Raw genomic sequence first — 14,411 nt, forward strand, 5'->3', positions numbered from 1 at the left:
AATCAAAACCATCATGAAGACCACTCAGGTACGCCCGACAGGTCAGGAACGCAAGTTCAGTGACGGCGAGCTGATCGTCACCAAGACCGACACCCGCGGCATTCTCACCTACGCCAACGATGTGTTCCTGCGCATCTCCGCCCTCGACGAGGAGGAGGCGATCGGGCAGCCGCACAACCTCATCCGGCACCCGGACATGCCCCGCGCCGTCTTCAAGCTCCTGTGGGACACCCTCAAAGAGCGACGGGAGATTTTCGCGTACGTGGTGAACCTGGCCGCCGACGGAGCGCACTACTGGGTCTTCGCACACGTCACGCCCTCCTTCGACGACAGCGGGCGGGTCGTCGGCTACCACTCCAACCGCCGGGTGCCGTCCCGGTCGGCGATCGCCGCGGCCGACGAGCTGTACGGGGTGCTGCGGGCCGCGGAGCGCCGCCACGACCGGGCGCAGGAGGCCGTCGCCGCCGGATACGCCACGCTGCAGCGGGTCCTGGAGGAGCGCGGGCGGACGTACGACGAACTGGTCTGGGATCTGTCCACCAACGGGCGCACGAGGTAATCAATCATGGGCGAGAACGACGAGGCTCTCTACGCGATCGCGGACACGTGCCGGCAGGCTGCCGCGGGCAACCTCGAGGCGCGGGTGCCGTACCTGGGCGAGTCGAAGGCCGAGACCGAGGTCCGCTCGGCGGTCAACGACCTGCTGGACCGGACCGACGCGTTCGTCCGGGAGGCCGGTGCCGCGTCGGCGGCCGGTGCGGCCGGGCACTTCTACCGGCGGTTCCTCGCCGGTGGCATGGGCGGGGCGTACCGGCGGGCCGCCGAGGAGATCAGCCGGTCCGGCGACGCGATGAGCCACAACGCCGAACAGATCGCCTCCGCCGCCGAATCCCGGATCGCGTTCGCCGACCAGCTGGAGAGCGCGGTGCTCGCCCTCTCCGAGAAGATCGCCGCCGCCGCCGGGGAGATGGGCCGCTCGGCCAACGGGCTGGCCGGGTTCGCCCGGTCCGCGGTCGGGGACGCCGAACGCGGCCTGGAGACGGTCACCGAACTGCGCCGCTCCTCCGGGCAGATCCGGCACGCCGTCGACCTGATCAACCGGGTGGCCATGCAGACCCAGCTGCTGTCCCTGAACGCCTCCATCGAAGCGGCCCGGGCCGGCGCCGCCGGGCGCGGGTTCAGTGTGGTCGCCAACGAGGTCAAGACCCTCGCCAACGAGACCGGTGAGTCCAGCGGCGAGATCATCGACCAGGTCGACGCGGTGCAGCTCGCCTCCGAGGACGCGGTCCGGGTGCTGAAGGCGGTCACCGACCGGATCCGGGAGATGAGCGGCCTGATCGACGGCATCGCGGCAGCCGTCGACGGCGACACGGTGCACGAGACCACCGGGCTCTCCGAACTGGCCGAGGTGCTGCGTGTCGAGGTCCAGCGCTTCCTGACCGCGGCCCGCGCCTAGGCCCCCGGCCCGCGCCTAGGACTCCTGGTAGAGGGCCTCGATCGCGGCCCGCTCGGGCAGGGCGCTGCTGGCGCCGACCCGGCGGACACAGGCGGCACCGGCCGCGTTCGCCCAGCGCACCGCGTCCGGCAGGTCCCGGCCCTCGCCCCAGGCCACCGCCAGCGCCCCGGTGAACGCGTCACCGGCCGCCGTGGTGTCCGCGACGTCGACCACGAAGGCGGGCACGTGCACGTCGGTGCCGTCCCGGTCGGCGAACCGGGAACCCCCGCCGCCGAGTGTCAGCACCACCCGCGGCACCAGCTCCAACAGGGACTGCACGTCCGGCTCGGCCCGGCCGGTGATGCCCCGCGCCTCGGTCTCGTTGACCACCAGCAGGTCCACCTCGTCCAGCAGACCGGGCGGCAGGTCACGGACCGGCGCGGCGTTCAGGATCGTCCGCGTCCCGGCGGCCCGGCCGGCCCGCAGCGCGGCCAGCACCGTGGGCATCGGGATCTCCTGCTGGCAGAGCAGCACGTCGGCGGCGGCGATCGCCGCGGTCTCCGGCCCGGTCAGGTCGGTGAACGTGCGGTTCGCGCCGGGACTGACCAGGATCGAGTTCTCCCCGGCCCGGTCCACCATGATCACGGCCACGCCCGAGGAGCCGTACGACGTCCGTACCAGATCGACGGAGACGCCCGAGGCCGCCAACCGCGCGTTGAGGGACACCCCGAAGGCATCCGACCCGATGGCACCGAGGAACGTCGTCGCGGCGCCCGCGAGGGCGGCGGCGATGGCCTGGTTGGACCCCTTGCCACCGGGCATCATCACGAAGTCGTCGCCGAGCACCGTCTCACCCGGCCGGGGCAGGCTCGGCGCCAGCCCGACCAGGTCCATGTTGGCGCTCCCGGCGACGACGACGGTGGTCATCAGCCGGCCCGAGCCGTGTACCGGTCGCCGACCCGGTCGATGACCAGCGGCACACCGAAGGTCTTCGTCAGGTTCTCCGCGGTCAGCACCTCGCCGAGCAGACCACCGGCGACGATCGTGCCCTCGCGCAGCAGCAGCGCGTGGGTGAAGCCCGGCGGGATCTCCTCCACGTGGTGGGTGACCAGCACCATCGCCGGGGCGTCCGGGTCCAGCGCCAGCTCGGTGAGATGGCCGATCAGCGTCTCCCGGCCGCCCAGGTCGAGACCCGCGGTCGGCTCGTCGAGCAGCATCAGCTCGGGGTCGGTCATCAGCGCCCGGGCGATCTGGGTGCGCTTGCGCTCCCCCTCGGACAGGGTGCCGAACTCACGGTCGGCGAAGGCCGCGATGCCCAGCTGGTCCAGCAGCGCACGGGCCCGGGCCTCGTCCTGCGGGTCGTAGGACTCGCGCCAGCGCCCGACCACCGACCACGCGGCGGTGACGACGACGTCGAGCACCTTCTCCCCGGGCGGCACCTGGTCGGCGAACCGGCCGGTGGTGATGCCCACCCGGGTGCGCAGCTCGTTGACATCGGTCCGGCCGAGTTTCTCACCCAGCACCCACGCCGTGCCCCGGGTCGGGTGCAGACGGGCGGACGCCAGGTTGAGCAGGGTGGTCTTGCCGGCGCCGTTGGGGCCCAGCACCACCCACCGCTCGTCCAGCTCGACCTGCCAGGACAGGTCGCGGATCAGGAAGTTTCCACCCCGGACCACGTTCACCCCGTCGAAGGCGATCACGGTGTCGTCGTCGGGCGGATTGGATACGGCAGCCTCCAGCACGCGTCCATCCAATCATGTCCGGCCGCACGGCCCGGACGGCGTGCCGGTGCCCTCGGTCACCTAATCCGTGGTCGAGCCGAAGACCTCGTCACGGACCGCGTCCAGGGCGCTGCGCAGCGCTCCGTGCAGCACCGGTTCGGCGGTCACCTCGGTGACCACCACCTTCGGCGAGCCCAGGGTGATCGCCGCCACCTCGCGCTCCACCCGGTCGGCCAGCGCGGCGCCACCGGCCCGGCTCACCTCGCCGGCCAGGACCACCAGCGGCGGGTCCAGCACCGCGCAGGTGGCCGCGACACCGAGAGCCAGCCGGCGGGCCAGCTCGTCGAGGACCGGCTCACCGGCCGGGCCGGCCGCGACCGCGGCGCGCACCACGTCGGCGGCCTCCGCACCCCGGAACCCGAACTGCTTGCCGATCGCCATCACCGCGTCGGCGCCGGCGATGGCCTGGAAAGCGCCCTTCACCCCGCGCCGGGAGGCGTTGTGCGGCACCTCGGCGCCGGCCACCGGCAGGTAACCGATCTCACCCGCGGCACCTGTCGCGCCCTGGTGCAGCCGGCCGGCGATGACCGTGGCCAGACCGACACCACGACCGATCCAGACCAGGGCGAAATCGGTCACCCCGACGGCCGCGCCACCGCTCGACTCGGCGACCGCCGCCATGTTCACGTCGTTGCCGAAGAAGACCGGGATGTTCAGGTCGCGGCGCAGGTCGGCGAGCAGGCCACGGTGCCAGCGGGGCAGGTCGTGGGCGAACGAGATCTCCCCGGACTGCGGGTCGACCAGACCCGGGGTGCCGAGGACCACCCGGCGCACCGAGGACATGTCGGCGCCGGCCTCACCGGCGGCCTGCACGACCGCGTTGTGGACCACGCCGACCGGGTCGTCGGTGTCCTTGATGCTCTGCTCGACCCGGCTGACCACCGTGCCGGTGATGTCGGCGCAGGCGGCGACCACACCCTCCGGCCCGACCTCCACACCGATCACGTGGGCGCTGCCCGGGGTGACCGCGTAGAGCTGCGCGTTCGGCCCGCGGCCACCGGCCTGCTCACCCACCCGTCGGACCAGGCCCCGCTCCTCCAGCCGCTCGACCAGCTGGGACGCGGTGACTTTGCTGAGGCCGGTCATCTCGCCGAGTTGAGCCCGGGTCAACGGACCTCGGGTGAGCAGCAGATCCAGCGCGGCGCGGTCGTTGAGAGCGCGCAGCAACCGGGGCGTGCCCGGGAGGCGAGTCGCGGCCATAACGTAGTCCCCTAATATCAAAGAGTCTTTCTCAGAACTGTGCCGACGCACGACACGCAGCCGCAGCGTAACGGTAGGCAATGGTGCCAGGCCCGTAAGTGCCTATCGACTCCGAGCGATCATGGCAGTTCCGCTCCGTTCCCGGCCATAGTTGCGTCGCCTGTTCGTCCACGGCCCGCCCGTCGCAGCCCCTGGAAGGTCACCATGGTCGACGATCCCGGCCTGCGCCGGCTGGCCCTGCGCACCCTGCTGGCCGCCTTCCCCGGCACCACCGCGCCGGACTGGGCCGGCGACCTGCTCGCCGACGGGCTGGCCGGCCACACCCTCTTCGGCGGCAACATCACCGGCCCCGAGCAGGTGGCGAAACTGACAGGCCAACTCCGGTCGGTACGCCCGGACACGCTGATCGCCATCGACGAGGAAGGCGGTGACGTCACCCGGCTCGGTCACCGGACCGGCAGCCCCTACCCCGGAAACGCCGCCCTGGGCGCGGCCGGCGACCCCGATCTGACCCGCCGGGTGTACGCCGCGATCGCCGCCGACCTGGCCGCCACCGGCGTGAACCTGAACCTGGCACCGACGGTGGACGTCAACACCGAGTCCACCAATCCGGTGATCGGCACCCGCGCGTTCGGCGCCGGCCCGGCCCTGGTGGCCCGGCACACCGCGGCCGCCGTGCGGGGCCTGCAGTCCCGAGGGGTAGCCGCCTGCGCCAAACACTTCCCGGGCCACGGCGCGACAGTCAAGGACTCCCACCTGGAACTACCCACCGTGGACGCGTCCCTGGACGTGCTCCGCACCCGGGACCTGCCACCGTTCGCGGCAGCCGTCGAGGCCGGGGTCCGAGCGGTGATGACCGCCCACATCCGCGTCCCGTCGCTGACCGGCACCGGCCCGGCCACCTTCAGCCGAGCCGCCCTGACCGGCCTGCTACGCGACGAACTCGGCTTCCAGGGCGCCATCATCACCGACGCCTTGGAGATGCGAGGCGCGACCGCATTCGCCAGTGGCATCCCGCAGGCCACGGTGGCCGGCGGCATCCCGTTGGCCGCGGTGGCCGCTTTGTCGGCCGGGGCCGACCTTCTGTGCATCGGCGCCGCGGTGGACCTGCCGTTGGTGGAAGCCATAGCCGCCGAGATCGCCCTGGCCACCACTGACGGCCGCCTCTCCGTGCACCGGTTGGAGGAGGCCGCCACCCGCAACGCGGCCTTGGCCGCCTGGGCCACCCCCACCACGGAAAGCGCGGCATCCAGCGCCTCTCACCGGCCTGACCTTGCGCTCGGGATGTCTGCCGCGCGGCGTGGGATGACCGTGGAAGGGGTGGTGGGGCGACTGCGGGATCCGCTGGTGATGCGGCTGGTCGCGGGATGGTCCATCGCGGCGGGCAAGGTGCCGTGGGGTCTCGGGCCACATCTCGCCACCGCTGAGGAGATCGAAGTCGTGGCGGACGAGACCAGCGCGCCGGAGCTGGCCGCACATGCCGGGGAACGGCCGATCGTGCTGGTCGGCCGACGGATCCACAACTCCCCCGCGGCGCGGAAACTGATCGAGGACCTGGCCACGACCCGGCCGGTCGGGGTCGTGGAGATGGGCTGGCCGTCATCATGGCGCCCGGCCGCAGCCGAAGCCTTCATCGTCACGCACGGCGCCAGCCTCGCCAGCGGCCGCGCCGCAGCCGAGGCCCTGAACCTCACCACCCACGAAACACAGCCCACAAAGCCTTAGCCTTCGCCGCCCGAAGCACAGCCCACAGAGCCACACCCCTGACCGCGCAAAGCGCAGCCCACGAAGCCTCGCCCCTCACCGCCCGAAGTGCGGCCCATGAAGTTCTTGGCCTCACCGCGTGACGCGCATCGCGGCCCGAACCGTGATGACCTGATTGCGCGGCTTGCGCACCGCCGACCTTGCCCTGGTGTCACTGCCGTCGGCATCACGCAGCGTTACTTAGCATTTGCTTTATGTCATTACTTGTCCGGATATGGGTAGTACTTTCGCCTGAAACGGGCCAACCGAACGGGCAGTCCGGGCACTCTCCGCTTCCGCCCGGTCCCTGAGGTCACCTAGCGTGATCACCAGAAGGTGGATCTGGGGAACGCCGCGAGATCGACTCGGGACCGGTTGCGGTTTCGCGGTGTGATCGGTGGGCCGGGCCGGCACGACTTCGGGAGCAGCGTGCCGGACCGGTCCACACTTCGACGGGAACAAAAACGAGCCGCCCGGCACCAAACGGTGCCGGGCGGCTCGTCCTATAAAAACGTTCATCCTGCAAAAACGTTCGTCCTGTAAAACGTTCGCCCTGCAAAAGGTTCGTTCGGGGAATAGGTTCGTTCGAGGTGATCGTCAGGCCGCCGCCGAGGTTTTGACCAGGGTTCGGATCTGGCGGAGCAGCACCGACAGCGCCGCCAGTTCGGCAGGCGAGTCCTCCACGTTGCCCATCGCGTTGGAGGCGCGGGCGATCGACGCCGCGTTGACCTGTTCCCATTCGGAGACCCGGTTCTCGGGGGTCTCGGTGGCCGGTGTCGACTGGAGGACCTCGGCGGTGAGGCCGGCCAGCGCCGCGTACAGGTCGTACCGCAGCGCCATCCGGGCCAGGGTCTGCCAGCGGTCGCCGCGGGGCAGCCGGGAGATATGCGACAGCAGCACGTCGACCCCGAACCGCGCGGACAGCACGAAGTAGACCTGGGCGACCTCGCTCGCGTCCCGGCCCGCAGCGGTGGCGGTCTCCAGGATGTCGAGCAGTCCGAAGCCGTAGAACACCCTGCTGACCACGCCGGCCAGCTCTTCGGGGACGCCCTTGCCGGTGAGTTCGTCGGCGCGTTCGGTGAGGGCCCGGCGTTCGGCGCCGACCATCACCTCGGGCAGCCGGGGCAGCAGTTCGGAGATGCCGGCCCGCAGGCGGGCGGTCTCACCGGCCACGTCGATCGGCGAGCGCCGGGTGCTGACCAGCCAGCGGACGGCCCGGTCGAGCAGCCGCCGGGTCTCCAGGAAGACCAGGGTCTGCGCGGCGGTCGGCACCTGGTTGTCGAGCGCCTCACCGGCGGCCCAGACCTGTTCGAGGCCGTAGACGTCCCGGATCACCACGTAGGCGCGGATGATGTCGGCGGCCGACGCCCCGCTCTCCTCCATGGCACGGTGCACGAACGACGTACCGCCGCGATTGACGATCTCGTTGACCAGCGACGTGGAGATGATCTCCCGCCGCAACCGGTGTCCGGCCATCCGGCCGGCGAAGCGCTCGCGCAGCGGCGACGGGAAATACTGCGTGAGTACGCCGGTGGTCCAGGGTTCGTCGACCAGGACGTCGGCGAGGACCTCACGTTCCAAACTGATCTTGACGTACGCCAGCAGAACAGCGAACTCCGGAGCCGAGAGGCCTTCCCCGTTCTCGTGCCGGACGGCGAGTTCCTTGTCGGTGGGCAGCGCCTCGAGTTCCCGGTTGAGTTCGCCGCGCTCCTCCAGCGCCTTGAGCATCCGCCGGTGCACCGGCAGCAGCGAGTGGGCTTGCGCGCGGGCGTTGCCGAGCGCCATGGCCTGCTCGTAGTTGTCGCGCAGCACCATGTCGCCGACCTCGTCGGTCATCATGGCGAGCATCTCGTCCCGCTCGGGCAGGGTCATCTCCCCGTCGACGACCGCGCCGCCGAGCAGGATCTTGATGTTGACCTCGTGGTCCGAGCAGTCGACACCTGCCGAGTTGTCGATGAAGTCGGTGAACACCCGGCCGTCGGCCCGGGCGAACTCGATCCGGCCACGCTGGGTGAGCCCCAGGTTGCCGCCCTCGCCGACCACCTTGACCCGCAGGTCGGCGCCGTTCACCCGGATCGCGTCGTTGCCCTTGTCACCGACTTCGGCGTGGGATTCCGAGGCGGCCTTCACGTACGTCCCGATGCCGCCGTTGAAGAACAGGTCGACCGGCGCGAGCAGGATGGCCCGCATCAGGTCGCCGGGGCTGATCACGGCCGCCTCGCCGAGACCGAGCGCCTCCCGGACCTGCGGGCTGACCGGGATCGACTTCGCGGACCGGGGGTAGACGCCGCCGCCCTCGCTGATCAGGGCCTTGTCGTAGTCGTCCCAGGAGGACCGGGGCAGGTCGAACAGCCGCTTTCGTTCCTCGTACGAAATAGCTGAATCGGGGTCGGGATCGAGGAAGACGTGGCGGTGGTCGAAGGCGGCGATCAGCCGGATGTGCCGGGAGAGCAGCATGCCGTTGCCGAAGACGTCGCCGGACATGTCGCCGACGCCGACCACGGTGAAGTCCTGCGTCTGGGTGTCCACGCCCAGGTCCCGGAAGTGTTTCTTGACCGACTCCCAGGCGCCACGGGCGGTGATGCCCATCTTCTTGTGGTCGTAGCCGGCCGAGCCGCCGCTGGCGAACGCGTCGCCCATCCAGAACTCTTTGCCGACCGAGATCTCGTTGGCGATGTCACTGAAAGTGGCGGTGCCCTTGTCCGCGGCGACCACGAGATAGGGGTCGTCGCCGTCGTGCCGGACCACCTCGGGCGGCGGCACGATCTTGCCGCTCTGGATGTTGTCGGTGACGTCGAGCAGGGCGGTGATGAAGCGCTTGTAGCACTCGACCGCCTCGTCCCGGTCGCCCGGTTTCTGCTTGAGCACGAAGCCGCCCTTGGCGCCGACCGGCACGATCACCGAGTTCTTCACCATCTGCGCCTTGACCAGGCCGAGCACCTCGGTCCGGAAGTCCTCGCGCCGGTCCGACCAGCGCAGGCCACCGCGGGCCACCGCACCGAACCGCAGGTGCACACCCTCGAAGCGCGGCGAGTAGACGAAGATCTCGAACTTGGGCCGGGGCTGCGGCAGGTCCGGGATCGCCTGCGGGTCCAGCTTGAAGGCCACGTACGACTTCGGCCGGCCCTCCGGGCCCCGCTGGAAGAAGCTGGTCCGCAGCGTCGCCTCGATCAGGGTCAGGTAGGAGCGCAGGATCCGGTCCTGGTCCAGGCTGTCCACCTGGTCGAGCAGGCCGGTGATCTCGTCACGGACCTCGGCGGACCGCCGGGCACGCTCGGCCTCGCCCACCTCCAGAGCCGGCGAGAACCGGGTCTCGAAGAGACGCACCAGCAGGCGGGCGATCTCCGGGTAGGTGGTGAACGTCGACTCCAGGTAGCGCTGGGAGAAGACGTTGCCGGTCTGCCGCAGGTACTTCGCGTAGGCGCGCAGCACCACCACCTGACGCCAGGTCAGGCCGGCCAGCAGGACCAGCTCGTTGAAGCCGTCCACCTCGGCCTCGCCCCGCCACGCCGCGGCGAACGCGTTCTCCACCTGCGGGCGCACCTCGGCCAGCTCGCGGTGGCCGGTCGGCGGCAGCAGGCCGAAGTCGTACAGGTAGATGACCCCGTCGTCGCGGCGGATCTCGTACGGCCGCTCGTCGGTGACCCGCACACCCAGCGAGTGCAGCACCGGCAGGACGGCGGAGAGCATCATCGGCTCGCCGTACCGGTAGACCTTGAACCGGACGTCACGCTCGTCCGGCTCGGGGGTGCCGTCCTGCCCCAGCCGGCGGCGACGGAACAGGTGCATGGACAGCTGGCCGGCCTCGTCCAGCAGCTCCAGCTTGGCCAGGTCCTGCATGCCCTCGTACGGCGTATGGGTGTTCTTGTAGCTGTCCGGCAGTGCCGCCGAATAGCGCAGGAACAGGCGCCGGGCCTGCTCGTCACCGAGCTTGCGCTCCAGCACCAGGGAGAAGTCGTCGTCCCACATCCGGGTCGCGTCGGCCAGCAGCTCGGCCAGCGCGTTCGGGTCCAGCTGACCGGGCGGCGCGGCCGGGTCGGTGCGCACGATGAAGTGCACCCGCGCCAGCAGCCGCTCGGTGACCCGGGTGGTGTAGTCGACACCGACCCCGTTCAGCTCGCGCAGCAGGATCTCCTGCATGCGCAGCCGGTTGCCGGTGGTGAACCTGTCCCGGGGCAGGTAGATCAGGCAGCTGATGAACCGGCCGTACCCGTCCCGGCGCAGGAACAGACGCAACTGCCGACGACCCGCCATCCGCAGTACGCCGATGACCGCCTCGTACAGATCATCGGTCTTGATCTGGAAAAGCTCGTCGCGCGGGTACGTCTCCAGGATCTGCAGCAGGTCCTTGCCGGAGTGGCCACGGGGCGACAGACCGGACCGGTCCATCACCTCCTGCACCTTGCGCCGGACCACCGGCAGCTCCCGGACACTGGTGCGGTAGGCGGAGCTGGAGAACAGGCCCAGGAAGCGGCGCTCACCGACCACGTTGCCGGCGTCGTCGAACGACTTCACGCCGATGTAGTCCAGATATGCCGACCGGTGCACGGTGGCCCGCGAGTTCGCCTTGGTGATCATCAGGAGCCGCTGTTCCATGGCCCGCTCGTACACCTCGGGGGCCATCTCGGCGGCCAGCCGCCGCGGCTTCCCGGCGCCACGCAGTATCCCCAGCCCGCTGCCCGGGGACGCGGTCAGCAGCCCCTCGGCGTCCAGCCGGTACTCCCGGTAACCGAGGAAGGTGAAGTGGTCGTCGGCCAGCCACCGGAGCAGCTCGATCGAGTCGGTGACGTCCTTGTCCGGGACCGGCAGCGTGGTGCCGGACAGCTCGTCGGCGATGTCCACCGCGCGCTGCCGCATCTTCGGCCAGTCCTCGACCGCGTCGCGCACGTCGGTGAGCACCCGGCGCACCTCGTTGAGCAGCTGCTCACGGGCCTCCGGCCGGCGCACCGGGTCGATCTCGATCCGGATCCAGCTCTCCACCAGGTCGCCGTCGATGGCGTCGTCCGGCTCCACCTCCGGCTCCAGCTGGGCGAGCGCGCCGAGCGGCTCCCGGCGCACCACGATCAGCGGATGCACCATCAGGTGGGCCTGGAGGTTGTGCGCGGTCAGCAGCGCTATCACCGAGTCGACCAGGAACGGCATGTCGTCGGTGACGATCCGCAGCACGCTGTGCGACTGCGGGCCGGTGGGCTCGGTGATGGCCAGTTTCAGCTCGCCGGGCAACCGGTCCCGGGCCAGCTCGCGGTGCTCCACCGCGGCGGCGAACATCTCGTCCGGCGTGTAGCCGACCAACTCCTCGTCGGGTGCGAACCGCCAGAAGCGGCCCACCAGCGACGCGGTGGTGTGGTCGTCACCCGCGCGGTCGACCGCCTGGGCCACCAGCCGCTCGGCGTTCGGCACCTCGTCGTCGATCTCACCCTCGTCGACGAGTCGCTCGGGCTGCATTAACGCAGTCTGATCAGAATCGGTCGCTGCTTCATCGGCGACAGCCATGGTCCGGCGCTCCCCTCACCCACGGCACTGTGGGCTCGAACATGTCGAGCACAGCCTAGAACTACCACCCCAGGACCGTTCACACCCAGGGTGTGCCAGTGGTCGTTCAGGCGGTATCACCCAGGACGGGCCACCCACGACGGGCATGTACCCATTACCGTGCGTCCTAGCCGACCTCCCACCCGTTCGAAGGGAACCGCATGCGCCGCACCACGGCCGGCCTGGCCGCCCTGCTCCTGCTCACCACGGGGGGATTGGCCGGCTGCTCCACGGAACCACCCGGGGACACCGTCGACGCCTTCCTGAAAGGCTGGACCACCGGCGGCGACCTGAACGCGGTCGGGTTCGTGACAGCGGCCGGTGGGAAGATCGCCGCCGCCGACGTCTCCACCCAGATCCGTGAGCTCTACGGCGACCTCACCGGGCGGCCCCTCGCGGTCAGCACCGCCGGGGACACCAAGGAGAACGGGGACAACGCCACCACGCCGATCACGGTGAAATGGACGCTGCCCGGCAACGTCGAGTGGAGCTATCCGAGCACCGTGCGCTCCACCAAGGCCAACACCGACGGCTGGCAGGTCGTCTGGGAACCCGCCCTGGTCCAGCCCGACCTGGCGGCCGGCGAGAAGCTGCGGCTGCGCCGGGTCGCCGCCGAGCGCGCCGCCGTCGTCGACGGTGCGGACAAGCCGCTGGTCTCGCCGCAGAAGGTGGTGACCATCGGGGTCAGCCCGGAGAAAATCAAGGACGTCGCGAAACTCCAGACCGACCTGGCCAAGGCGTTCGCCAAGGTCGAGGTGGACGTCGACATGGGCGATCTCAAGGATCGGGTGAGCAAGGCCGATCCGGGCGCCTTCCTCGATCTGGTCACTCTCCGCCGCGCGGTCTACGACAAGATCAGGGCGGACGTACGGCCACTCGCCGGCACCGTCTTCCGCGAGGAGACCCGGCAGCTCGCGCCCACCCGGGAATTCGCCCGCGCCGTGCTCGGCACCGTCGACGCCGCCACCGAGGAGGACATCGGCAACTCCGAAGGGGCGCTGGCCATCGGTGACGTGACCGGGCACGGCGGGCTGCAGCAGAAGTACGAGGCCACGCTCCGCGGCACCCCGGGACTCTCGGTGGTGATCGCCCGGGAGGCGGCCGACGGAGCCACCGAGGACACCAAGCTGTTCACCTCCGAACCGGTCGCCGGCAAGGCGATCAAGGTGACCATCGACACCGCGGTGCAGACCGCCGCCGACGCCGCCCTGACCGCGGAGAAACAGCCCAGCTCGCTGGTCGCCGTCCGGGTCAGCGACGGTGCCGTGCTGGCCGCCGCCAACGGGCCCGACGCGGGCGGGGTCAACACCGCGTTCACCGGCCAGGTTCCACCCGGGTCGACCTACAAGATGATTTCCGCGTACGGACTACTCGCCCGTGACGCCGTTACCGCCGACACCGTCGTCGACTGTCCGAAAACGGTCAACGTCGACGGTCGTGAATTCAAGAACTCGCACGATCAGGCGCTCGGCAAGGTCGCGTTCCACGTCGACTTCGCAAAATCCTGCAACACGGCGTTCGCCAACCTGGCGCCCAAGCTCACCGCCGCGGGGCTGCAGGAGGCCTCCACCGCACTCGGCATCGGCGCCCCCTGGGACCTCGGCCTCGAATCCAACGCCGGACAGGTCTCCGACGGCGGCACCTCCACCGAACTCGCCTCCGCCGTCTTCGGACAGGGCAGCACCGTGGTGAGCCCGCTCGCCATGGCCGTCGCCACGGCATCCGTCGCCAAAGGCCAGTACCAGCCGCCGAAGCTGGTCCTCGAACCTGCGCCCGCCAATCCCGGGACCGCGGGGGCTCAGCTCGACCAGGAAGCGTTGACCGCTCTGCGGGCGATGATGCGGGAAGTGGTCACCGGGGGTACCGGAACTGCTTTGAAGAGTGTTCCCGGTAAGCCTGTGTTCGGGAAGACCGGTACCGCTGAGTTCCAGACGGGGTCTGAGGACACCCACTCCTGGTTCATCGGGTACCAGGACGATGTCGCCTTTGCTGTCATGGTTCAGAAGGGTGGGGCAGGGGCGGAAGCCGCGGTTCCCATCGCCAAGCGGTTCCTTACCGGGCTCAACAAGTAGTCGCTGCCCCCTGGTGGGGGCGGTTTTGGGGCGGCGGTGGCCCACTCCGGGCGGTCAGGCTTGATCCCTCCGTGGGCCACCGCCGCCCCAAAACCTTGGATGGTTCCTGAGCTGCGGGAATCCGGGGGTGAGGTGCGGGATTCCGGGTGGGCGGATGACCCCGCACCGACCGTCGACCCGGACCGGACGCCACACCCGGACCGGACGCCATACCGGGACCGGATGCCACCCTCAGACCGGGCGGCACACCGGAGTGGGCGCCACCCTGGACTCGGATGTCGACCCGGGCTGGGTGGCACCCTGGGCTGGGTGGCATCGGCGAGGGTCATCGCCGCGAATCGTTACTGAGGCGCTGGGTGGTGGTGGCTCGGGGCTTTCAGGCTGCGCCGGGTGAGAAGCCGCCGAATGGGCCGGAGCCTGCGGCTGGCGGGTAGCTGCTTGCCGCGGGCGGGTCCACCGGCGGGCGTGGGCGCAGCATTCCGGGACGGGTGGCAGGTAGCGGTTCCGAGTCGAGCAGCGGGTTCGAACCCAACGGCCGCGACAACAAGCGGACCTCGTTGCCACCCCGATCCGGTTCCGGCAGACGGTTCACCGGGACAGGATGCTCCACCACCGGCTCGGGCTTCTCCCCAGCCCTCACATCCCCAG

General features: G+C 70.3%; 8 protein-coding genes. 4 read left to right on the forward strand and 4 right to left on the reverse strand.

Annotation, left to right across the window (positions count from 1 at the left end):
* The first annotated feature begins 13 nt into the window (after positions 1-13).
* Entirely contained in the window at positions 14-559 is a 546-nt protein-coding gene (locus Aco03nite_RS11185; RefSeq protein WP_203794963.1) for a PAS domain-containing protein, read from the forward strand.
* A 6-nt stretch (positions 560-565) separates the two neighbouring features.
* Entirely contained in the window at positions 566-1,456 is an 891-nt protein-coding gene (locus Aco03nite_RS11190) for a methyl-accepting chemotaxis protein (RefSeq protein ID WP_203794964.1), read from the forward strand.
* A 15-nt stretch (positions 1,457-1,471) separates the two neighbouring features.
* On the opposite strand, the gene Aco03nite_RS11195 is transcribed toward Aco03nite_RS11190, so the two are convergent.
* The 3 genes from Aco03nite_RS11195 to Aco03nite_RS11205 are packed head-to-tail and all read right to left on the reverse strand — an operon-like array spanning position 1,472 to position 4,416.
* The gene (locus Aco03nite_RS11195; RefSeq protein WP_203794965.1) at positions 1,472-2,362 is read right to left on the reverse strand and encodes a ribokinase; all 891 of its coding nucleotides are present in this window, start codon (positions 2,360-2,362) and stop codon (positions 1,472-1,474) included.
* Complete coding sequence (locus Aco03nite_RS11200) at positions 2,362-3,189, reverse strand: ABC transporter ATP-binding protein (protein ID WP_203794966.1); 828 nt, start codon at positions 3,187-3,189, stop codon at positions 2,362-2,364. Before Aco03nite_RS11200 ends, Aco03nite_RS11195 begins: the two co-directional genes overlap by 1 nt.
* A 48-nt stretch (positions 3,190-3,237) precedes the next feature.
* Entirely contained in the window at positions 3,238-4,416 is a 1,179-nt protein-coding gene (locus Aco03nite_RS11205) for an ROK family transcriptional regulator (RefSeq protein WP_203794967.1), read from the reverse strand.
* A 204-nt stretch (positions 4,417-4,620) separates the two neighbouring features.
* On the opposite strand from Aco03nite_RS11205, the gene Aco03nite_RS11210 reads away from it, so the two are divergent.
* A complete protein-coding gene (locus Aco03nite_RS11210; protein ID WP_203794968.1) occupies positions 4,621-6,141 on the forward strand; it encodes a glycoside hydrolase family 3 N-terminal domain-containing protein in 1,521 nt (506 codons plus the stop codon).
* A gap of 615 nt (positions 6,142-6,756) precedes the next feature.
* On the opposite strand, the gene Aco03nite_RS11215 is transcribed toward Aco03nite_RS11210, so the two are convergent.
* The gene (locus Aco03nite_RS11215) at positions 6,757-11,604 is read right to left on the reverse strand and encodes an NAD-glutamate dehydrogenase (protein ID WP_239145068.1); all 4,848 of its coding nucleotides are present in this window, start codon (positions 11,602-11,604) and stop codon (positions 6,757-6,759) included.
* A gap of 248 nt (positions 11,605-11,852) precedes the next feature.
* Here Aco03nite_RS11215 and Aco03nite_RS11220 point away from each other — a divergent pair, with 248 nt between their 5' ends.
* The gene (locus Aco03nite_RS11220; protein ID WP_203794970.1) at positions 11,853-13,763 is read left to right on the forward strand and encodes a penicillin-binding transpeptidase domain-containing protein; all 1,911 of its coding nucleotides are present in this window, start codon (positions 11,853-11,855) and stop codon (positions 13,761-13,763) included.
* Positions 13,764-14,411: the final 648 nt, after the last annotated feature.

Origin of the sequence: Actinoplanes couchii, assembly GCF_016862075.1 — a bacterium.
Classification (GTDB): Bacteria; Actinomycetota; Actinomycetes; order Mycobacteriales; family Micromonosporaceae; genus Actinoplanes; species Actinoplanes couchii.